The organism is Metallosphaera javensis (ex Hofmann et al. 2022), assembly GCF_022064045.1.
In the GTDB taxonomy this organism is placed as follows: domain Archaea; phylum Thermoproteota; class Thermoprotei_A; order Sulfolobales; family Sulfolobaceae; genus Metallosphaera; species Metallosphaera javensis.
Map to the genome: position 1 here is coordinate 95,119 of NZ_JAKNCW010000005.1, position 20,469 is coordinate 115,587.

The following is a 20,469-nucleotide window of genomic DNA, read 5'->3' on the forward strand; positions in this document are numbered from 1 at the left end:
CCCCGAGCCTGAACGGTGAAGAAAAGGCATTTGTCTGACGGTGCATAGGATGCTGGAAGAGTTAGGTCTTGGACGGGATCAGTCCATCTACCTAGATGAGAGGCTACAGGCCATGGAACAGCTTCCCCTGGTTTCTAGGATACTGAATCTTTCGCTGGAATGGGACAGGTCGCTTTCCCTTCACGGTCCGGACGGAACGGTGGTTGAGGTCAGAGGGAGAGGGGAGGTCCATGAGGCGATGACACCACTGAGAGAGCATTCAGTCCCTTGGAACTTCCAACGGATTGATCTGGATTCTCTCAAATCCATGGTTAGGGACCTCTTACCCTGCGAAGAGGGGGAAGGATACCTGAACCCTTCTCCCTGGGAAAGGACAGTACTCCACTCTGGTAGACCCGTTAACCTAGCACCTGGGGAAGTGGGCCCTGGCAAGTTTCAGGAAGAGGCGAGTGTAACTGAACTTGTTCAAACTGGATTTTATAACGCCTTTTTTCACTACCTCAATCCCCTGTACATCTCTTCTACCGGATTGAGGTCCTTCTTTTCCATTGAGACGTTCATGGTCTCGATTCAAGGAAGTTCCTCCTCCTACACCCTGTTTTCTAGCAGGCCGTTCACCATGGAATTTGAAACCGGGAAAGTCAAAGTGGACGGAGGTGCCGTTGTAAGGAGGTCCACGAGCTGGAGGGAGGCTAAACCCCACAGAATGGTTTGGGATACGGTTAACCAAGTTGTGGATCTGGATTGTAAGCCCAAGTACAAGGTATCCCTTCTGAGAATAGAGCCTTCCTCCGTTGTACCTCTTCACCTGAAATACGAAAACGGTAGATTACACATAACCCTGCTGAACCTAGATGACAAGCCCGTGGTATCAACCCTTTATCTACCCGCTAGAGTAACAGGTGCATCCTTGCTGGACCCAAGGGATATATCCAGGGAAGGCGTGGAACCTGAATTTGATAGGGTCAAGATCCCCATAAGAAGATGGGGCCTTCTTTCGGCTACTCTTGAGATCAGGAGATTGCTTGAAGCCCTGCTAAAGAAAAAGATCATTTCAACATGAGATTAGTTTCGTAAAGGCAAGAGGGAAGGGATATTCCATTTCTCTTCAGTGCCTTCTTCCCCTCAGCGCAAAGTATACAATAATAGCTCGAAAGCTGAGCGCTACCACCCGAGGAACTTATCTTATCAACCAGATCACCTATCATCTCCATGAGCCTGGGATCCTTCTCTATTATGCTCTTTACTGCCGTACCCCTCTTACCATTCATGTAATTGGCAACTGCAGCCGGGGTTATTCCCATGAGTAATGCTGCTCTATACAGTGGATATCCCTTGTCCTTTACCAGCTTGGTAGCAATAATTGAACGCATTGCTGGCAACAGCTCTTTTACAGAGTACTCGCAAGGTGGAACCAATGACATCGTCTTTACCATTAATCTATTATGAATACATGTATAAAAACATGAATATAGAGCCAGGCTACAATTTAACTGCAGATAGAAGCAGAAAGATTTTCAAAAACTAATAATGTATGATAAGGCTAGAGTTCACACGTCTTGCATCCGCCAGCGAAGTTCTCACTAACCTCCACGAACTTCTTTTCCATTCTGAGGGATGATGGCAAAGCCTTAGACTTCTCCTCCCTTTCCTTCTTTAACCCGAAGTAAATGACCTGCTGAGATTTAGACTTGTCCCTGTACACAGTTATGCCCTTTATTCCTAACTTCCAGGCCGTCATGTAAACCTTCTCCACTGTATCTGCGGGCTCTTCACTCCTCAGATTTATCGTCTTGGAGGTTCCAGAGTCGTTCCACTGTTGCCATGCTGCCTGATGCAGAACGTGATACATGGGTTCCACCTCGTGAGCAGTCCTGAACAGCCTCCTTATGGTCTTGGGCACAAACGGGTTATCACCCACCTCTCCTGTTTCAGCAATTTTCTTGACCACCTCCGGTGTGTCCAGTTCATATTTTCTCAGGTACTCTAGAAAGAGGGGATCAATCTCCATGAACTTTCCAACCGCCACATTCCTGATGAACGCCAATGCGAACAGGGGCTCAATAGATGATGACGTGCCAGCTATTATGGATATTGTACCCGTGGGAGCTACGGAGACCACGGTGGCGTTTCGCAGGCCATGCTTGAGCCTCATGTCCTTGAGGACAGTGACGTCCAGTTTCTCGGCCTCTGACATCAATCTCTTTGCGTATTCTGAGGGTTTACCCCTGATCCCAGAAATGGCCAACATGTCATCAAGTTCCCTAGCTGACTCCCATACATCCTTGTACCTTACTGGGTCGTATGCAGGGAAGGATCCCTTCTCCTTGGCCAGCTCAATGGAAGTCTTCATCGCGTGATAGTAAATGAACTTGGCCAGATAGTAGGACACGTAAACCGCATCAACACTATCATATGGGATACCTAGTTTTATCAGTGCCCTGGCTAGACCCATCACGCCCAGTCCAACCTTTCTAGTCCTCTTGGTTGCCTGCTCTATTTGGGGTAGAGGATATCTATTGGCGTCTACCACGTTGTCAAGGAACCTTACTGCGTATCTTATGGTGTTGGCCAAGTCTTCCCAGTCAATGTATGGATTTCCATCTCTCTCCTTAACGAACTTCTCCAAATTGAGGGAACCCAAATTGCACGACTCCCAGGGCAGTAGCGGTTCCTCTCCGCATGGGTTAGTGGCCTGGATCTTCCCCAGGTACCATGTGGGATGTCTCCTGTTGATCTCATCTATGAAGAGGAGACCTGGATCGCCGGAGTCCCAAGCGCCCTTAACTATTTGCTCAAAGATTGTCCTGGCGTTAACCCATCTTATCACGGCACCCTCCTTCTCCGCTATGGCTAATGCCTCGTCTACCGTGATTATCTTGCTCTCGTCCAGGTAAACTGGTCCCCTTTCCTCCAGCTCCCTGAGTATCTCCTCTTGGACCCACTCCTCACGCATATAGTTCCTTGCTTTGACAATGTAGTATTCGTGATCTGTACCGGGTATCTTGGTCTTCCTCGGGGTTATAAGAGGAACCTGCTCCTCCCTCATCACTGCCTCCATGAAGTAGTCATAAACGCCCACCGAAATGTTGAAGTTCTGAAGTTGAACGTCCTTCAATTCTCCAGTCTTGGCATGGATAAAATCCTCAATGTCAGCGTGCCAGGCATGCATAACGCCCATGTTAGCGCCACGCCTCTTACCTCCCTGTTTCACCACATCTGTGGAAACGTCAAATATTTTCATAAAGGAGACCGGGCCAGATGCAACTCCCGCAGTTGACGCCACAACATCTCCCTTGGGTCTCAGCTCGGAGAAGTCGAATCCAGTTCCCCCACCCTGTTGATGGACCAATGCCATAGCCCTGAGTGTGTCATAGATACCATCTCCCGATGGAGAGGTCATGGAATCCCTGACTGGTAGAACGAAACATGCGGAGAGTATGCCAAGTCTGGTTCCAGAGTTCATGAGGGCAGGAGTGTTGGGCACGAACTTGAGAGAGGACATTATCTCATAGAATTTCTGCATAGCGTCCTGCTGAACATTTTTGTCCTGCTCAACCTTAGCTAGATATGAGGCAACTCTCTTAAACATCATCTGAGGTGTTTCAATATACCTGAGAGTCTCAGGATCCTTCAGCAGGTACCTTGCCTCCAGCACCTTGAGCGCGTTATAGCTAATGAGAAGATCCTTAGGATCAAATTCGCTCCATTTTCCCTTCCCAAATACATGGTTGTAAATCCTGGCCAGAACATATTTTTTGGCTAGATCCATGAGTTCTGGATGCTCCAGGGAACCCTCAATCAGGTTCCTCTCCACAATATCTGCCAGTGATCTAGTATTTATTACATTGTCAGTAGAGTTCTGAACCACATCCTTTGCAATTCCGTCCACTATCTCATCGTGCAAGGGACCGAGCTTTGAGAGGATCTTTTCCAGCTTAAATTCCTCCCTCTTACCATCACGCTTTATGACAGATATCTTAGAGAGGGATAGTACACTGATGTCACTTTGCATGAGAATCTATATACTCTCTACCTTTTTTCATTTAACCATTTTCTTAGCGTGTTATGGTATTATCTCTCGCGGGTATTATTCTGAACTTGCCTTCGAGGGGGCCCTTCAATACAAGTTACCCAGAGATCAGCGTGATCCATCACTATCTTTCAATTTACTATAAAAAAGAGGAAATAGGGCTCTGTCTTTCATGAGTTTAAAATGGCAACCAATTGGGAAATTTCCACGAACTCGCCCAAGAGTTGCAATATTTCCCTTGATGCCTAAAAACGGACCCGCCGGGATTCGGACCCGGGACCTTAGGCTCCGAAGGCCTGCGCTCTATCCTGGCTGAGCTACGGGTCCAATGGAAGATTTACATCTTGGTTAATGAACTTATTCCTAGAACCCTCAGACCGTTTCTCATGACTATCTCCACTCCCTTCACTAAGTTTAACCTGGTCATTCTCTTCTTCTCGTCCTGTTCCTGAAGAACTCTCTCCTTATCATACCAGGCATTGAAGGTGTCAGCCAGGTACCTCAGGTAAGAAACCAGAACCTCGGGTTCCAGGCTATCAGCGGAGTTCTTGAAGGTTTCTGGGAACTTGGCAATTGCCAGAAGCAATCTTCTCTTCTCTCCCGCCAAGTCACCGTAATCTACGTCGAGACTTATCTCACCCGTGAACTTGGAGAGGATGTTATAGGCCCTCACGTACGTATACTGGAGATAGGGCCCGCTATTCTGTTCGAAGTTTGTAACCTTGCCCACGTTGAACGTAATTGGCTTGTCCGCTGAAACTGAGAGAAGGGCATACCTTATTGCCGAGTTGACAATCTCGGGTATGTTAACCTGACCCCTATCCTTTGTCTTCTCCTCCACAGCCTGTTTCACCTTTTCGTAAACCTCATCAAGGGAAACGTAACGGCCCAGCCTTCCGCTCATGGTCATTCCCGGGAGGGTTACCATACTATACGAGTAATGAACCAGATTTTTCGCCATCTCGGGGTAACCCAGAAGGTAGAGGGCGGCCCGGAGCTGTATCTGCGGAACTGTCTGTTGCTCAGCTATTACGTTAATCACTTGATCTGCCTTGCTCGTCAAGAACTTCTTAATGGTATACGCTATATCCCTCACCGTGTAAAGCGTTGTTCCGTCAGACCTGGTCAGAACCAGGGGAGGTATCTCCAGACCTGCCGGAATCCTCAACTCTTTCCTCACCTCGTCGTCTAGATATTTGTCCAGGTCCAGCGCCTCCGTTCCCTTATGTTCTATTCTAGCCCTGGAGCTCAATGCGGATCTCAGCACCGACTTCACTTCGCCGGACCATAGCAGATCGCTCTCGTAATCAAACTCGTCAAATGTGATGTTCAGCTTGCTTAAACTCTCCCTGAACCCATCCAGTACATAATTCACGTACTTTCTGACTATTTCCTTGATCTGTGGGTCCCCGGCCTCATACTTCCTTATGATGTCTGCTATCTTTCCCTCGGGGTCAGGATCATCTCTTATGGCCTCGGCCAGCCTGTCGAAGTATTCCTGGTTCCTGGACCTTATCTCCGAGGCCAGCCCTACCAGCTCATCTCTCTTGGTTACCTTTTCCCTGTACTCTGCGTCCTGTACGGTCTTAAGCTCATCTGTCAAAGCCCTGATTTCAAGGATGATGTTGGTCATAGCATACACGGTTCCAGCCCACAGGTCCTTCTTGGCCTCCTTGGGTGGTTCAGGGTAGCCAAGCTTGGAGAGACCGTAAATCAGGATTGCAACCTGTCTACCGCTATCATTGACGTAGAACCTGGTGATTACCTCATGACCCCTAGCCTTAGAGAGCCTGACAAGGGCATCCCCTATCACGGAATTTCTGAGGTGACCTATGTGAAGCGGGTGAATCGGATTGGCACTGGTGTGCTCCACCACGATCCTTCTGGGTTTCTCCACCCTCTCTATTCCGTAATCTTGATCCAACGACGAGAAGAGTTCCTTGAAGAGCTGAGCCTCATCCAGCTTCAGGTTGAGGAAAGGACCTGAGAGCGAGTGCGACTTAACAAACCTGGACTTAACCTCCAGGTTTTGCGGTTTCTTTCCCAGCGCAGGAAAGGGTATGGCTAAATCTCCCATCTCCTCCCTTGGAGGGTATTCAATTACCTTATAAACCAAGTCCTGCCCTATTCCCAGCTCCTGACCCACTTGGTAGGATATCTCCTGCTTTATCTTCGCTAGAATATCCACTGCCATAGTCCGCTGTTACCCTTTTAACTCTTTAAAGTTAAGACTCATATCATGAAGAAAATAGCCGAAGTCCTAGTGGTAGAGGATTTCACGGGCAAGGGGAGCTCTAGAGAAAGGTTGCAGGAGGTACTGAGCGGGTTAAAGGACGTTGATGCAGTGAACGTGGTGACGGTGCACATTCCGGAATGGAACGAGGAACTTGATTTAACAGGGGTACACGTCATAGTGAGGGAAGTTGCAGAGACGTGATATTTGCCCCTACTATAAGTCAGGTTTTTGTACCTCACCCATGCTAGATACTCCCTCAGATAGCGTAACTAGCCCCAACAGATGTTTCAAATCCTATAGAGGTTGTAGGTATTACCAGGACACGGGAGAGGAGAAGCAGGGTTTGGAACTTTATCAGGGTGTGGATCAAGAGGTCAAGTTCTATCCTAAGGTTAACGTGATGGAGACCCCGTTGGACAGCCAATGTGAACACTACAGACCAGTTAGAACCCAGAGGGGTTACGTGGCCTACTGCAACATATTAGCTAGAGTTCTGACCATAAGCAACGCCTTAATGTGCAACAAGCACTGGCAAACCTGCCCAATTAGAACTAGCTAATCTGTTCCCAGTTTAGCGTACCTTCCGTCTTCCAGCAAAGTCACCTGTCTATTTTCTGACAGGCTGGCTAGGGCTCTCCTTATCTTATCCTCACTTGCGATCCCGGAAAGCTTACTGTGAAGTTCCTTCAGGTTCATGGGCTTCTCCGTGAGGAGATCTAGAAGTATCTGCTTTAGCTCCTCTTCGTTGGGAGCAGTCATGACTACTACGTCCTTGTCAGAATAAACTACCTTGAGCTTACTCTCCACTTCACCCTCACTTTCTTTCGTCTTTCTAGTTTTTTTACTTTTGGCACTCAACGCAGTTCACTAGTATACTACTAGGTTAATCCTCTTTTAAATATTGTGAATACACTTCTAACATCTTCCCTAAAAATAGATAAGGTTTAAGCGTGTTTATTTATGAAAATGGTAATATAAGGTTAATTTTTAGTTATATTTATATAGAGATAGGGAATATAACTACGCACAGTTTAAATATGTATGCAAGAATATTCTGGGCACATTCCTTGTAATAAAAGTAAGATTAGGAATTTTTCTAATTCTGAACACCATGTCTATACACTGTTCACATCCCCCATAACTAATCCTTTTATAGATGAAGGCATAATAACCTCATTAGGCGATTCCGATTTGGGAGATCCAGATTTTCTGAGAAACATTGCAAGCCGGATACTGACTCCAACTGCCCTAGATCTGAAAAGATTGGACGATGTGAGGAGACTGTTGGCAGCTGCGGAATCCAAATACAAGTTCTCCTCTTATGGAGGGGACCCCAAAAGGCTTGTTGAATACTTCCAGAGCCCCGACTTCACGGAACTTGTGCTTGTGCTAGGCGTTGATCTATCCAAGAAATTACTCCAAGAGGTAATCTCTAGCTACTCCGATAAGGATATTCAGGCTGCGGCCAAAAAGGCTCTAGATGAGATAGATGGATACAAAGACTTGGAAGATTCAGACACTCTTCTAATGTATAAAAAATTTTAGGTTTTAACCGAAGGAAGGAGCTCCTCCCATTCCAGCTCCTTCTCCTTCCTCTCCGCCTGGGGTCTTACCCTTACCGCCCTCGGACTTCAACTGGGATGCTGCAATCAGGTCATCAATCTTCAGCACTGAGGTTGCCGCCTCCGTTGAGCTCTTGAGGACTTGTCTCTTCACCCTGACAGGCTCCAGTACGTTAATGGAGAACATGTCGTCAATTATCTTTCCATTTATTACATCTACACCTGCATTGGCCATTCCCTTAACATGCCTTGCCCTCAAGTCCATCAAGGCTGATATGGGCTCCATTCCTGCGGTTTCAGCAAGTATGCTCGGGATCTCCTCCAAGGCATCAGCGTAAGCCTCTATGGCGAGCTGCTCCTTTCCTCCAACAGTCCTAGCGTACTCTCTCAGCTTCATTGCCAGCTCGACCTCTATTGCTCCTCCACCTGGTACTATCATTGGCTCCAACAGGATGTTTCTGAGGGCGTGAAGTGCGTCATTAATGCTTCTCTCAGCCTCATCCAAGGCCATGTCGTTGGATCCTCTCAACAGGATGTTCACTGCTCTGGGGTTCTTAGCTCCCTCAATGAAGACCATCTTGTCGTTTCCTATTCTCCTTTCCTCGACCAGTTCCGCATAGCCTAGGTCCTCTGGAGTCGCGTCCTTGATGCTGCTTATTATTCTAGCTCCAAGAGCCTTCTCCAGCTTCTCAATGTCGCTCCTCTTCACCCTTCTAACAGCGAGTATTCCCTTCTTGGCAAGGAAGTGCTGAGCTATGTCATCAATACCCTTCTGGCACACCACCACATTAGCTCCAATGCTGGCCAGCTTGTCAACCATCTCCTTGAGATACTTGGTTTCCTCGTCTAGGAAAGACTTAATCTGCTCTGGGCTGGTGATGCTTATCTTTGCGGAAATTTCAGGCTTCTCTACCTCCAGAGCCGCATCCAGAACCGCTATCTTTGCCTTCTCCACTCTCCTGGGCATGCCTGGGTGGACAACCTCCTTGTCAAGAACTAGACCGTGGACCAAGATGCTGTCCTCGATTGTTCCTCCCTTCTTCTTATCGATCTTCACCAGATCCAAACTCACATTGTAACCGCCATTGGGTAGTGGCTCGGCTACCTTGGAAACGGCATCAATGATTATGTCCATGATCTTGTTCATCTCGGCCTCGGACTCGGCAATGAACTTGCTGGCCATTGTGGTGTAAACTATCTTCTTGAGGTTGGCCTTAACCGCGGGATCCTGAAGGTTCTTGACGTCTATCTTGGTGGAGATCTGAGTGAGGAGCTCAAGCGCCCTATTGAAGGCCTTCTTGTATCCCTCTATGATTATGGTTGGGTGAACGTTCTGGTCCAAAAGGCCCTCTGCCTTCTCCAAGAGAAGGCCTGCGAGAACCACAGCGCTGGTTGTACCGTCGCCCACCTCAGCGTCCTGAGCCTTAGCGGCCTCAACCAGAAGCTTCGCAGCGGGGTGCTGAATCTCCATTTCCTTGACGATTGTGGCTCCGTCGTTAGTGATGGTCACATCATTGAAGCTATCAATCAACATTTTATCCAATCCCTTGGGACCTAAACTGGATCTGAGCATCTCAGCCAAAGTTCTTGCTGCAAGTATGTTGTTCCTGAGCGCATCCCTACCTGTTGACCTTGAGGTGCCTTCCTTGAATAGAAGAACTGGAACTCCAGCCATTCATTATCACCTTTTCTGGTGTCCATTCAGATCGCTTATATATAAATCTAACTCTTCCATGAGACCCGTAATTTTTCAGTTTCTCTTGGCACTATGAAGCTAACGGGAGACTTTTTTCCTTGGATTCACAGAAATGAATGTGAAATGTGTTAGTTGCGGTGAAGAGGGAGCGGAGATACTGGTGAGCGGGAAGCTCCTCTGTTCCAGATGCTCCAGGCAGGAAGTTTTACACAGGGTTAGAAAGAACCTTGGCAGGGCAGGAATAAATCTAAGGGGGTCACAGGTTATCCTAGCCTATCCAGTATTCTATAAGGAAATAAGCCAATTTTTAAGATATCTAATAGGAAAAGTCTGCCCAAATTGCAATTTTACTATGAACGAGTTGGTTGTGGAAACCAAGAAGGAGATAAATTCCATGATCAGGGACTTGCTCCTGGAGATTGAGAGACGGGCAGAGAATCTGGTCATCCTGCCCTTCACTGCAGACTTCTTCGGGGCCTATCTGGTTTACTCTTCAGCTTCCCTGGAGAATTCTTATCTTTCACTCTATGGCCTCAAGTCTCAGATGCTTGGAAAGACCCTAGTTTCACCCCTTTACGATACCCCCATCACTGAGCTGAGGGGGTTCCAGGAGTTAACCGGGGAGTTAAAGACGGGTGATGAGGTTTTCGACGCGATCCTGAAATGGCTTCACTCGGACTTCAGCGACAACGAGGTCTTCCACACCTTTCCTCCCTCCATTGAGGCAATCCTGAGCAGGTTTTCAAGGTGTAAAAGGTGTGGAGCGGTCATCAGACCTGATGGTGAATATTGTAAAGCCTGTTCAGTTGAGCTTTCTCCTGAGACGTGAGTGTTATCTCGTAAAAGATCTCTGAATTGGATGGCTTGAACCTAGACGGAGGAACGGGTCCTGTGGAGAGGTAAATCAAGTAGCCTGAAGTGATTATCTCCTTCAAACCCTCGGGATCGTATGAATACATTTCCTCCAGCTGTGACATGAGATTCACCGCTTCCTTAATCTCCCTTGTGGAGAGGGAGTAACCACAAACCCTGCACGAGTAGTCAGGCATCACCGCCTCGAACCCGCACCTGGGACATTTCACGGGGGATCTGAGACCAAACAGGTTCCAATTATACTGGAGAATGTCTATCAGGTCCTTTCTTCCCCTCTTCTTGGCCTCAGCGTATAACTGGGGGGCCAGATCAACTATTGGTTTCTTTATATTCACCACAAGGAATTCTAACTGGTCATCGGTTAGCTTGCCTATCTCCACTTCTCGAACGATCCTAACGGCAAGATATTCCATCATTTCATCCCTGGAGGCGTTAAGCCTATTTATAATGGTTCTGGCCTTGGGCTTGGACTTCACCTGACCCACAGCTGAGATAAAGGGTTCCTTCAGGATCTCCTTAAGCAGTTCCTTGTCCAGATTGAGATGAGATATTCCCAGGCCCACTTCAACCTCTTCAAGATATTCGTCAAGGAGCTTCTCAGCATCAACATACTTCTCCTTCTTGGCCTTCTTCTCCCTTCTCGGTTCCTCTTCTTCCTCCTCTTCCTCGTCGTTTTTCTTTCTGGGCACTTTTAATTACACGCCTCTTCCTCAAACTGATTGGGCGAGATCCAAGAAGTCCAGTGGCAAAATTTTCTTCTTAGAAGTGAACTCCTGGTATTTATTGTCCAAGAACTCCAGAAATACTGGACAATTCTCGTATTTTCCATCTCTATTACACTTATTCGAAAGTGAAAGGAAACATTTTGAAGTTTTCTTATCGTAATAGGGACAAACCTTGTAGTAGGCCTTAGCACTCTTCATGATCTTCTCTATCCAGATCTTCTTATGATCCTTCTTCTCTGCCTCCTTCTCAGCCTTTGCCAATGCCTTATTGATCTCGTCCTCGGACATTTTTATTGATTTATTTGACGACAACGGAAACACCTCTCTACATTACCATCTCTTCAACTGGACCAGTTATATAGATTACTACTACTCTTTTCATATTTTCTTGTCAGATTGACTATTACATGTTTGTATAATTATTTGTCATAACGCGTTAGTGATCAACAAGAAATCAGCCATGGTAGAAGTAAGTATTAGCAGTTCTCCAGTTTCCTTTTGACGTTCTGAGAGAAACCTATTCTGAAGCCCAGCTTAGGGTCGTTGTAGAGATAAAGTATCTTCTTGGTTTGTAAGCCTCTCAACACCCTGAAGAGCCAGGCAGAGTCGGCCTTATACTCTTCCTGCAACTGATCCATGTATATGTATGTGGAGCCCCATTGTTTATATCTCTCTAGAAGGAACATTAGAATATCTCTTTCGTCTTCGTCTAATTTCTCTGAAATATCCGATAGACAAACCGCTGGATCCCTGTTTTGTGATTTATTGTCCCTAGATCTGGTTTTGGAGTCAATAAACGACAAAACTTCCTTCTCCTGTTTTTCCGAGCTTTGTTTACTTTTGTTGTTTATTGAGTCCTTAACCTGTTCACCAAGCATTTGCTTGGCAATCACGAGCATTTCCTTAAACCTAGAGTTGGAGTATGATTCAATGATGGCCGTTGCCAAGGACTCACCCTGAGGGGTGAGATACCACCGCCCACCCTCCAGGTAGATGAGCCCCTTCTTTCTCCAGTAGCTCAGGTAACTGCTCACATACTTTGTTTCATATCCCAGATTGGAGGATATCTCCGAGGTTCTGAGGGGCCTAGCGTGGAGAAGAACGAGGATAGCTTCCATAAGCTTGGATCTGGGAGATGCCTTACTCTCCCGCGAGACCTGAATATCCTCCACGCTAGGTTCCCTATCGGACACTGCGATAATGTATAGGCGAATTTGCTTTTAATGGATAGGTAAATTATTGCCTAGGGAATACCATGGCTTTTTTGTCTAAGTGATACTGCATGTAGTAATTGCCATGTATTCGTCATATCCCACTATTACCCTGTAGACACCACTGAACTTGAGGTCCAGCTGTGGATCCCCGGTATCAAACCTGAGGCATTCCAGCTTGCTCAATTTTGTCCTCGATCCGAGAAGAATCAGATCCTCCTTTCTCACCCTTTTCAGAACTTCAGGCCCCAGCTCCTGGTTACCTCTCCCTATGACGAAGCCCTGCCCTCCAATGGGGGTCAGGACCAGCTTTAACTCCCCGGTTAATTGCTTCAAATCCTCGTAGTTTGCATTGTATTTTATCACTTTTCTTCCTTTCATAACATCTATAGACAAAAAATTTGGAGAAAATCCTAAAATTTGCTCTATTCTCTTAACTGTGGTACCAGGGCCCATGATATAGGTCACGTTCTCATTCATGACCTTTTCTAGAAAGAAATAGGCTATGGAATCTATTTCATCTGAGTAGTTGTATTCTTCCTTACTTGGGGTGAGTAAATCTGCAAATGAGATAGTGTTAACTACATGAAATAGTTTAACCACAAATCTCCCTTTTCTATACTCATCCTCGTCCAAGTCCATGACCTCTGCCTTCATTATTTTGGCCTTTCCTTGAACGAATTGAGTTAGGAGCGTTCCGGCGCTCTCAGGGGTTGTGGCAAACACCCCGCTATGCATCTTTACTCCAGCAGGTACACCAAGGATTGGTATATCCCCTGCCACCTCGGCCACGTCTCTCGCGGTGCCATCACCACCCACAAATACCACGATGTTAACTTCCCTGTCCTTCATCTCGTTGACGGCCTCAAGTGTATCCTGCCTAGTTGAGTCGTCTCTCCCGGAGTTCAGGAGAGCATACCTTTTCCCACTACCCTTCATGTACTCCTCTCCCATTTTCCCCTTCGGAACTAGGTATTCCACGTCCGGGGCCCTAGGCAGGAATCTACCAACTCTGTGTGGAATTTCAGGGTTCAGGAGCCTCACTCCATCGCTTCCCTTGAGACCTATCCTTCCCCCGGAACCTGCGTATGGATTAACCAGAAATCCTACTCTCATGTTCTAGGAGAGAAATCCCCACCTTATATGCCAAATGAGTGTCCTGCGGGACTAGGTAGATGATGAGACTCCCCACGGGAAACTGAGCGGAAAGAAGGCTCACCTCCTGAAGAAGGGATTTTATGGAGAAATCCTCAGTTTTAGGCGGGATCTCAATCCCCTGGCTGTCCTTCACGGTGATAAGGGTGGCCTCGGCTCCAATTCTGATGATGAGGTCCCTGAGCTGGATTACTCCCTCCTTCTCCACCAGGTTCTTCCCACCCAGAAGGACCAGCTGGATGGCACTCCAGTTGAGTGAATCTATGCGCACTTCCGATATTCTCACCCTCGATCTCCAGCCCTCCACAAGCTTCCTGCCATTCTCCGTCAGTTCGGTGCCCCCTACCCTATCAACAATTATCAGCCCCAACTCCCTTAACCTCTTCATCATGGTCTTCACCGACGCCTCGCTCAGCCCCAGCCTCTTCATGAGGGTTAGTCTGCCCATTGGTGGTTCGTCATGAATCAGGTTCAAAGCCCACATAACGTAAGCCTCGTCGTAGCTGGGCCTGTTCCCCTGCTTGGGTTTGGTGGCCTCTTGGAGGGCGGAGATACCACTCATACTTTATAATTGCCGTCCTTCACTTTTAAATGATGCTAAAAGGCAATAATCTTCTGTGTCTCCTGGATCTCGACAGATACGATCTACAGAAGTTACTTGACGTCTCCTTTTCCATGAAAGAGAAAGTTATGACCAACTCCGTCCCGAAGGCACTGGAGGGAAAGAGGATAGCATTGTACTTCGAGAAACCCAGCACTAGAACTAGGATCAGCTCCGAGCTGGCCATCTCCATGATGGGCGGAACTGCCATAGTCCTGAGCAAGAACGATGTTCAGCTCTCCAGGGGAGAGCCCATAGAGGATACAGCCAGGATACTGGGCAGGATGGTCCACGGAATAGGAGCGAGGGTTTTGAAGCATGAGACCCTAGAGAAGCTCGCGGAGTACTCAGGGAGGCCCACAGTCAACCTGTTAAGTGACCTATCACATCCGCTTCAGGCCCTCACCGACTTCATGACCATAAAGGAAATCTTTGGGACCCTTAACAAGCCCATGGCTTTCATAGGTGACGGGGGAGATAATGTTCTTGTCAGTCTGATGGCCTTTGTGGCCAAGTTCGGTCTGGAGTTAAGGGTCGCCTCTCCGAAGGAGATGAGGCCAAGGCCCGAAATATGGAAGAGAATAGAGGAGGAGGCGGAGGCCAGTCGCGCCATCATAGAGTTCTATGAAGATCCCTACGACGCAGTTAAGGGAGTGTCCGTGGTGTACACGGACGTATGGGTGAGTATGGGTCAGGAGGCCGAGGCCCAGAGGAGAAAGGAGATCCTCTCCAGGTACAGGGTGACCGAGGACCTCATGAGGTATACATCATCCGACTCCATCTTCCTGCACTGCCTTCCAGCGGTGAGGGGAGAGGAGGTGGAGCAGAGCGTCATAGATGGAAGGAGGAGCAGGGTCTGGGATCAGGCGGAGAACAGGCTCTATACGGCTATGTCGGCCTTCTCCCTCATTTATTGAAGAAATCGTCTATTCTCCTCTGTGAAAGGATCTCCCTGATTGTTCTAATCTCCCTGAGGTTCACCCTCTTCTCCTTGAGTCTGGATTGAACAAGGTCAAGGGCCTCCCCCAAGCTGGAGGTTTTGGCTATTCTGTTCTGAAAGGCCCGTTTCACGGTTTCTCTGATGTGCCAGTTCCCCAAAGGCGCGAAGTAGTCCTTCGTTATCTCCCTGATAATGATCACTCCTGCAGACCTCGAGATGGAGTCCAGGTATTCCAGCACAGAGGTTCTGGCTGCCATATATCCTCCATCTAGGGTATCATAGTTGCCCCAGTAGTCTTCCCGAAGGTCTGTAATTACAAGCTCGCTGGACCAGAGGGCCATCTGATGCCAGATCTCCACCCACGAGGTAGAGTAGGAAGAGGGGTAGAGAACTACGTGAAAGTGGTTTCCAAGGTAACCTTGATAGAACACCATGACCTCATTTATTTGGGGTAACGACACCACGCGATCGTGCAGTTCCTTTCCCACAATGGAGTCCACAGCAGTTATTGCCCACCTTGTGGGAACCAGCTTCCTCCCCTTCCTGGTACCCAGTAGCCCAAGGGAGAGAGCGTCTATGATCCTGTACACATCCTGTCCGCTCTCGTAGAGGGAAACCACTCCCTCAGTTGCCTTCACGTCATCTTGGATCAGTTTCTCAAGCATTCTGGGAAGTTTGGGGTTCTCCACCACCCTGATCTCCTCAGCCTTCACTGAGGGTCCTCTGGGTAGCACGTAGCCATCAAATCTTAACTTGGCCTCAAGCTTTCCAGAGATCCTGCTCTCGGATTGAACGGGTCTCTCAGAAACCACGGCAAGTGAGAGCTCCTTTTCGTATAATTTCCACACGTCGTGAACCTGAACGGAAGAGAAGTTGGAAATTAGAGAGGAGCGATAATTTATAATGTCATATATTGTTGCCTTTCCCCACCAGTTCACGGGATCCTCATAGATCTTGGCCTGTTCACCCACCACACCTGGAGCCACATTGAAACTGAGGGAGACCTTTGGGTAACCCCTTTCCCCCACCACTGCACTGGGAGGAGTGGAACCATCCACTACTCCCCTATCCAGAGATATTCTGGAGGTAGCGTTAACCACTGCCCTGAATCTTTCAGTAATGGGACATGAGGAGAGGCCACACAAGAACTTAGTTCCCTTGCACCTCACGCAGAGTTCCGCGGGTATCCTTCTCAAGTCTCAGTTTCCTCTCTATATACCATTGGGCTATCTTCAATTTAGCGGTTACTGTAAGCCCCACGGGTACGGGTGAGATCTCTCCCCTTCTCAACTTCTCCAGTATCTCATCCACGTTAAACTCCTCACAATCCACCTCGTTGTATGCTGAGCCCATGGACTCCTTCACGTGGGCATCGCTGTTGGCGAGTCCGGGCAATGAGAGCGACCTGCTGGCAATCTCCGCCTTCATGTTTGCCCTTCGCGGAGCCTTTGAATTATATATCTCAATGGCATTAAACTTGAATCTGTATACCTGTTCCCCTATCCCTTTCCTGAAGATGTCAAAGGGATGTGAGGGGAAGAGCACGCATGAGTTCTCCCTGGAGTAGTCCACAAGAAGGGAAAGGTCCTTTGGAGGGTTTGGAGGGAAGTTACAGAGAATAACCACGTGTCCAAATTGGGTTGTGACCTCCTGTCCAGGTATGACCTCTCCCTCAACTCGTGATATGCCCCGGGAAGTATCGTGATCGGTCAGGGCGATATGTATGTCTAGTTTCCTAGCGTACTTAACCAGGGTCTCGGGATCGTACTTCCCATCACTAAAAAAGGAGTGAACGTGAAAATCCACTCTCATACGTAGCCCAGCTCTTTCATGACCTCCAGCGTGAGTATTGTTATTCCCGCTGCGCCTCTGACCAGGTTATCACCTAGCACAACCATTCTGATTGCCCCATTCTCGTTCTTAACCCTTCCCACACTGATGGCCATTCCCTTCTCCGCTCCAACGTCTATCTCAGGCTGAGGCCTATCCTCTCCCTCAAGTACCCTGATAGGGGTCTTGGGGGCCGTGGGTAAGTTCCTTTCCTGAGGTAGAGACTTGAAGGATGAAAGGTCCCTCTTCACCTCCTCCGCATTAACCGGGGAGTCAAAGAACAGGTAGATAACCCCCATGTGACCTACCTTGACGGGAACTCTGGTGGACGTTACCAGTGCCTTGAGCTCCACGTGGCGGATGGAGTCATTAACGAGGGTTCCCAGCATTTTCCCGGACTCCTTAGGTATCTTCTCCTCCTCGCCCTTTATGAAGGGTATAACATTGTTGGTTATGGACATGAAGGAAAGACCGTTATATCCAGCTCCACTCACCGCCTGAAGGGTGGTTATAATCATGTGATTCAAGCGATACTTGAGAAGGGGTTTGATGGGCATGCTCATTATGGCTGCGGTGCAATTGGGGTTCTTCACAAGGAGACCCTTCCAGCCCCTCTTCTGCCTCTGAGTTTCCAGAAGTCTCAGATGCTCCCAGTTTACCTCGGGATTGATAAGCGGAACCTCTGGATCCATTCTGAAGGGACTTGCATTGGACACCACGGTTATTCCTTCCCTAACCAGTTTAAGCTCTATCCCCTCAGCCATCTCGTTTGGCAGGGCCGAGAGTACCACATCCACGTCCTTGTGATCCTCAGGTTCGGTGGACACTATCCTGAGGTCCCTGGCCTGTTCGGGCACCTCACCGCCCTCAACCCACCTTACTGCCTCAATGTACCTCTTGCCTATCTTACCTGGGGATGCACTAACTTTGGTGAGTTCAATGTAGGGATGGGAGGAGAGTAGCCTTACCATCTTTTGCCCTACCATTCCAGTAGCTCCCAGAAGAGATACCCTTAGTTTATCCATTTCACAACAACCTCATGTAAGTCTTTAGCCAGATTAAAACCTTCATCTCTCTTCACCACAAAGGTGGCACTCACGTTCTTCAGTCCCCTGGATATCGAGGCCACCTCAAAGGACGAGGCCTCCCTTAATACCTCTCTAAATAGCTCCCTGTTCCTCAATCCGCATCCCACAACGCTCACTGCGCTCGCATCTTGAACGTTGATACTATCCACATCTCTTAACTCGTGGAGGCGCGCTGAAAGCCTGTCAGCGTTCTTGGAGTCGACTACAATGTGGATTGTTGTCTCGGAAGCCGGCTGGGATAGGGAAATTATGTTAACTCCAGCCTCTCTCGCCTTCTCCATTACTCTCGCTGCAGAGCCTATCTTCCCCACTATATTGGTGCTTTCCACAGAGATCAACTTAAGGTCATCCAGTACAGCAATTCCCTTCAATTTATCCGACGAATCACACGTTCCCTGAACCAGGGTGTAACCCTCGTCGTAAAGTCCCTCTATGTAAACCCTTATGTCCCTGTCAAACATTGGTTCAAAGGTTCTGGGATGAAGCCTCTTAGCTCCCATCTGCGCCAGTTCCATTGCCTCCTCAAGGGAAAGTCTGGATATGGTCTTGGCCCCTGGGAACTTCCTGGGGTCAGCAGTCATGATACCTGGAACTTCAGTTATTAGTCTCACCTCTGGAAACCCAAGCAGTTTACCTAGGAGAGTGGCGGTATAGTCACTACCTCCCCTCCCGACGGTGGTGTATCTCTCTGTTGGGGTCTTGCCTATGAAACCGGGAATTACTACGATCCTAGATGGTATGTCAAGAACCTTTCTCGCCTCCATGGCGGAGAGATCCTCCATAACGTTGGCTTCTCCAAAGGAATCATCTGTCACGAGCAAGGGTTCTGGATAGGACTGGGCGTCCATCTTCCTGCTTCTCAGCATGGCTCCCAGCGTTATGCTGGCCATCCTTTCACCGAAGGAGAGGATGTAATCCCTAACCCTCATCGATATCTCATCCAGCACCTTGATGGACCATGCTATTCTGAACAGCTCGTCGGCCAGCTTGGATAAAGACTTGAAAGCGTTGTCAAATTCCGGTCCGTCCACAACCTTTGACAGGAGCTTGACATGTCTATCATATATCTCGCTGACTATTTCCACTGCCTTATCCCTGTTCTCCGTAGCTTCAATGAGGCTGTTGGTTACTCCCTTCAGGGCGGAGGTCACCACAATCGTCTTATCCCTTGATGAGGAGTAGTGGTTTATCTTGTCAGCTATGAGCTCAAAGTCTTTCTCGTCCTTCTGAATTGATCCACCTATTTTAACCACTAGCATTCAGATCACCCAAAATTATGCTTTCTAAATGGTCTGGATTTACAATTATACGTCTGGCCGAGGATTTTATCATGGAGTCAGGGTCCTTTAGTGCGTGCCCTGTCAGTATCATGACTGTCTTACTTGTCCTGTCCAGAAGTCCGTGCTCCAAGGCCTTCTTATATCCAGCGAAGGACGCCACTGATGCAGGTTCGGCCCCTACCCCCTCCCTTCTGGCCAGTTCCCTTTGGGCCTCCACGATCTCGTTGTCACTGACGTATATTGCAGTTCCCTGCGATTCCCTAATGGCCTTCATGGCCTTCTTCCAATTCACTGGTTTTCCTATCCTTATGGCAGTTGCCACAGTCTCTGGATTTTCCACAAATTGGGGAACGTCCTGGTTGTTCAGAATAGCCCTGGCGATTGGTGAAGCTCCTTCGGCTTGGACACCGACCATTTTGGGTACCCTGTCAATTACTCCCGCATCCCTTAATTCTGTGAAGCCCTTCCAAATTGCATAAATATTCCCAGCATTCCCAACCGGTACGAACACGTAGTCGGGAACCCCTATCTCCTCAGCTATCTCATACGCGATGGTCTTCTGACCCTCCAGCCTCCATGGATTGAAAGAATTGAGCGGATAAACTATTCCCACTTCCTTGTACAGCTTCATCACTGCCTTCATACCGACATCGAAGCTTCCCTCGACTTCTAGGATTGTGGCACCGTACAGGATGGATTGGGCCAGTTTGCCTATGGCAACCTTATCCTTTGGCAGGACTAGGTATATCTTGAGACCAGCTCTCGCGGAGTAGGCAGCCGCTGAGGCCGCCGTGTTCCCTGTGGACGCAGCGACCACGATCCTGTATCCCTCGCTCACCGCAGAACTGATGGCTACTGTCATCCCCCTGTCCTTGAAGCTTCCGGTTGGGTTTGCTCCCTCGAACTTGTAATATACTTCGTTGTTCTCCCTTGACCTGATCAGAGGCGTTCCGCCCTCGCTTATGCTTACAATTTTCTTGTAATTTCCAGCTATTGCAGGGGAGTATCTCCAGACTCCTCTACCTCTTAGCTTGGAGAACGAGAATGTGGAGGGCAATTTTACAGATATCTCAAGTATTCCCCCACATCTTGGGCAAGTGATCATTTTTTGGTCCAATTCACTTTGGAAACCACATTCAATACAACGCATAGATCCTTCTAGTTTGTTTCCAACGACATGTCACCAGCCTGCATGATCGCTGTATGTAAAAATTTAAACTTTATGGGACCTTTGACTCC

Annotated in this window: 21 protein-coding genes and 1 tRNA gene; 6 read left to right on the forward strand and 16 right to left on the reverse strand. The window is 48.2% G+C overall.

Annotated features, from left to right (window positions below):
- The first annotated feature begins 49 nt into the window (after positions 1-49).
- On the forward strand, positions 50-1,063 hold the full coding sequence (locus L3N51_RS05615; protein ID WP_238025994.1) for a hypothetical protein: 1,014 nt from the start codon (positions 50-52) through the stop codon (positions 1,061-1,063).
- On the opposite strand, the gene L3N51_RS05620 is transcribed toward L3N51_RS05615, so the two are convergent.
- The 4 genes from L3N51_RS05620 to L3N51_RS05635 all read right to left on the reverse strand — a co-directional run bounded on the left by L3N51_RS05620 (position 1,050) and on the right by L3N51_RS05635 (position 6,221).
- The gene (locus L3N51_RS05620; protein ID WP_238026070.1) at positions 1,050-1,424 is read right to left on the reverse strand and encodes a transcriptional regulator; all 375 of its coding nucleotides are present in this window, start codon (positions 1,422-1,424) and stop codon (positions 1,050-1,052) included. The genes L3N51_RS05615 and L3N51_RS05620 overlap by 14 nt on opposite strands.
- Positions 1,425-1,543: 119 nt before the next feature.
- Positions 1,544-4,015, reverse strand: coding sequence for an adenosylcobalamin-dependent ribonucleoside-diphosphate reductase (locus L3N51_RS05625; protein WP_238025995.1), 2,472 nt, complete (start codon positions 4,013-4,015; stop codon positions 1,544-1,546).
- A 270-nt stretch (positions 4,016-4,285) separates the two neighbouring features.
- A tRNA-Arg gene (locus L3N51_RS05630) sits at positions 4,286-4,360 on the reverse strand.
- A 10-nt stretch (positions 4,361-4,370) separates the two neighbouring features.
- On the reverse strand, positions 4,371-6,221 hold the full coding sequence (locus L3N51_RS05635) for an arginine--tRNA ligase (RefSeq protein ID WP_425598003.1): 1,851 nt from the start codon (positions 6,219-6,221) through the stop codon (positions 4,371-4,373).
- A 51-nt stretch (positions 6,222-6,272) separates the two neighbouring features.
- On the opposite strand from L3N51_RS05635, the gene L3N51_RS05640 reads away from it, so the two are divergent.
- Positions 6,273-6,470, forward strand: coding sequence for a hypothetical protein (locus L3N51_RS05640; RefSeq protein ID WP_238025998.1), 198 nt, complete (start codon positions 6,273-6,275; stop codon positions 6,468-6,470).
- Complete coding sequence (locus tag L3N51_RS05645) at positions 6,457-6,828, forward strand: hypothetical protein (RefSeq protein WP_238026000.1); 372 nt, start codon at positions 6,457-6,459, stop codon at positions 6,826-6,828. The genes L3N51_RS05640 and L3N51_RS05645 overlap by 14 nt, the downstream gene beginning before the upstream one ends.
- Here the strand turns inward: L3N51_RS05645 and L3N51_RS05650 are convergent.
- The gene (locus tag L3N51_RS05650; RefSeq protein WP_238026001.1) at positions 6,825-7,127 is read right to left on the reverse strand and encodes a hypothetical protein; all 303 of its coding nucleotides are present in this window, start codon (positions 7,125-7,127) and stop codon (positions 6,825-6,827) included. The genes L3N51_RS05645 and L3N51_RS05650 overlap by 4 nt on opposite strands.
- 333 nt (positions 7,128-7,460) lie before the next feature.
- Between L3N51_RS05650 and L3N51_RS05655 the strand changes: the two genes are divergently transcribed.
- Positions 7,461-7,814: a hypothetical protein gene (locus tag L3N51_RS05655; protein ID WP_238026071.1), complete on the forward strand. Its 354-nt coding sequence runs from the start codon at positions 7,461-7,463 to the stop codon at positions 7,812-7,814.
- Between the two features lie 3 nt (positions 7,815-7,817).
- Here L3N51_RS05655 and thsA read toward each other — a convergent pair whose 3' ends face one another.
- Positions 7,818-9,506 (reverse strand): thermosome subunit alpha, encoded by a 1,689-nt coding sequence (gene thsA / locus L3N51_RS05660; RefSeq protein ID WP_238026003.1) that lies wholly within the window; start codon positions 9,504-9,506, stop codon positions 7,818-7,820.
- A gap of 133 nt (positions 9,507-9,639) precedes the next feature.
- On the opposite strand from thsA, the gene L3N51_RS05665 reads away from it, so the two are divergent.
- Complete coding sequence (locus L3N51_RS05665; RefSeq protein WP_238026005.1) at positions 9,640-10,356, forward strand: hypothetical protein; 717 nt, start codon at positions 9,640-9,642, stop codon at positions 10,354-10,356.
- On the opposite strand, the gene L3N51_RS05670 is transcribed toward L3N51_RS05665, so the two are convergent.
- The 5 genes from L3N51_RS05670 to L3N51_RS05690 all read right to left on the reverse strand — a co-directional run bounded on the left by L3N51_RS05670 (position 10,298) and on the right by L3N51_RS05690 (position 14,053).
- Entirely contained in the window at positions 10,298-11,089 is a 792-nt protein-coding gene (locus L3N51_RS05670) for a hypothetical protein (protein WP_238026007.1), read from the reverse strand. The genes L3N51_RS05665 and L3N51_RS05670 overlap by 59 nt on opposite strands.
- 21 nt (positions 11,090-11,110) lie before the next feature.
- Positions 11,111-11,437 (reverse strand): hypothetical protein, encoded by a 327-nt coding sequence (locus tag L3N51_RS05675; protein ID WP_238026009.1) that lies wholly within the window; start codon positions 11,435-11,437, stop codon positions 11,111-11,113.
- A 164-nt stretch (positions 11,438-11,601) separates the two neighbouring features.
- Complete coding sequence (locus tag L3N51_RS05680) at positions 11,602-12,243, reverse strand: replication initiator protein WhiP (protein ID WP_255776174.1); 642 nt, start codon at positions 12,241-12,243, stop codon at positions 11,602-11,604.
- Between the two features lie 150 nt (positions 12,244-12,393).
- Positions 12,394-13,452 (reverse strand): ATP-NAD kinase family protein, encoded by a 1,059-nt coding sequence (locus L3N51_RS05685; protein WP_238026011.1) that lies wholly within the window; start codon positions 13,450-13,452, stop codon positions 12,394-12,396.
- Positions 13,430-14,053 (reverse strand): DUF4443 domain-containing protein, encoded by a 624-nt coding sequence (locus tag L3N51_RS05690; protein ID WP_238026012.1) that lies wholly within the window; start codon positions 14,051-14,053, stop codon positions 13,430-13,432. Before L3N51_RS05690 ends, L3N51_RS05685 begins: the two co-directional genes overlap by 23 nt.
- A gap of 32 nt (positions 14,054-14,085) precedes the next feature.
- Here L3N51_RS05690 and argF point away from each other — a divergent pair, with 32 nt between their 5' ends.
- Positions 14,086-15,009, forward strand: coding sequence for an ornithine carbamoyltransferase (argF, locus tag L3N51_RS05695; protein ID WP_238026072.1), 924 nt, complete (start codon positions 14,086-14,088; stop codon positions 15,007-15,009).
- Here the strand turns inward: argF and L3N51_RS05700 are convergent.
- From L3N51_RS05700 to thrC, 5 genes are read right to left on the reverse strand one after another with little or no spacing between them, the layout of a single operon-like run.
- Positions 14,999-16,228, reverse strand: a complete 1,230-nt coding sequence (locus tag L3N51_RS05700; RefSeq protein WP_238026013.1) for an Nre family DNA repair protein — start codon at positions 16,226-16,228, stop codon at positions 14,999-15,001. The two genes, argF and L3N51_RS05700, sit on opposite strands and share 11 nt — an antisense overlap.
- Positions 16,182-16,844: a PHP-associated domain-containing protein gene (locus L3N51_RS05705; RefSeq protein WP_238026014.1), complete on the reverse strand. Its 663-nt coding sequence runs from the start codon at positions 16,842-16,844 to the stop codon at positions 16,182-16,184. The genes L3N51_RS05700 and L3N51_RS05705 overlap by 47 nt, the downstream gene beginning before the upstream one ends.
- Positions 16,841-17,887 (reverse strand): aspartate-semialdehyde dehydrogenase, encoded by a 1,047-nt coding sequence (gene asd / locus L3N51_RS05710; RefSeq protein ID WP_238026015.1) that lies wholly within the window; start codon positions 17,885-17,887, stop codon positions 16,841-16,843. The genes L3N51_RS05705 and asd overlap by 4 nt, the downstream gene beginning before the upstream one ends.
- Positions 17,875-19,209: an aspartate kinase gene (locus L3N51_RS05715; RefSeq protein ID WP_238026016.1), complete on the reverse strand. Its 1,335-nt coding sequence runs from the start codon at positions 19,207-19,209 to the stop codon at positions 17,875-17,877. The genes asd and L3N51_RS05715 overlap by 13 nt, the downstream gene beginning before the upstream one ends.
- Positions 19,196-20,380, reverse strand: coding sequence for a threonine synthase (gene thrC / locus L3N51_RS05720; RefSeq protein WP_238026017.1), 1,185 nt, complete (start codon positions 20,378-20,380; stop codon positions 19,196-19,198). The genes L3N51_RS05715 and thrC overlap by 14 nt, the downstream gene beginning before the upstream one ends.
- Between the last annotated feature and the right edge of the window lie 89 nt (positions 20,381-20,469).

Excerpts from the sequence above, each read along its gene's own strand:
- L3N51_RS05685 (WP_238026011.1), bottom strand. The coding sequence starts at position 13,452 with ATGAGAGTAGGATTTCTGGTTAATCCATACGCAGGTTCCGGGGGAAGG.
- L3N51_RS05640 (WP_238025998.1), top strand. The coding sequence starts at position 6,273 with ATGAAGAAAATAGCCGAAGTCCTAGTGGTAGAGGATTTCACGGGCAAG.
- argF (WP_238026072.1), top strand. The coding sequence starts at position 14,086 with ATGCTAAAAGGCAATAATCTTCTGTGTCTCCTGGATCTCGACAGATAC.
- L3N51_RS05665 (WP_238026005.1), top strand. The coding sequence starts at position 9,640 with ATGAATGTGAAATGTGTTAGTTGCGGTGAAGAGGGAGCGGAGATACTG.
- L3N51_RS05625 (WP_238025995.1), bottom strand. The coding sequence starts at position 4,015 with ATGCAAAGTGACATCAGTGTACTATCCCTCTCTAAGATATCTGTCATA.
- L3N51_RS05615 (WP_238025994.1), top strand. The coding sequence starts at position 50 with ATGCTGGAAGAGTTAGGTCTTGGACGGGATCAGTCCATCTACCTAGAT.
- L3N51_RS05680 (WP_255776174.1), bottom strand. The coding sequence starts at position 12,243 with ATGGAAGCTATCCTCGTTCTTCTCCACGCTAGGCCCCTCAGAACCTCG.
- thsA (WP_238026003.1), bottom strand. The coding sequence starts at position 9,506 with ATGGCTGGAGTTCCAGTTCTTCTATTCAAGGAAGGCACCTCAAGGTCA.
- thrC (WP_238026017.1), bottom strand. The coding sequence starts at position 20,380 with ATGCGTTGTATTGAATGTGGTTTCCAAAGTGAATTGGACCAAAAAATG.
- L3N51_RS05715 (WP_238026016.1), bottom strand. The coding sequence starts at position 19,209 with ATGCTAGTGGTTAAAATAGGTGGATCAATTCAGAAGGACGAGAAAGAC.
- L3N51_RS05705 (WP_238026014.1), bottom strand. The coding sequence starts at position 16,844 with ATGAGAGTGGATTTTCACGTTCACTCCTTTTTTAGTGATGGGAAGTAC.
- L3N51_RS05620 (WP_238026070.1), bottom strand. The coding sequence starts at position 1,424 with ATGTCATTGGTTCCACCTTGCGAGTACTCTGTAAAAGAGCTGTTGCCA.
- asd (WP_238026015.1), bottom strand. The coding sequence starts at position 17,887 with ATGGATAAACTAAGGGTATCTCTTCTGGGAGCTACTGGAATGGTAGGG.
- L3N51_RS05690 (WP_238026012.1), bottom strand. The coding sequence starts at position 14,053 with ATGAGTGGTATCTCCGCCCTCCAAGAGGCCACCAAACCCAAGCAGGGG.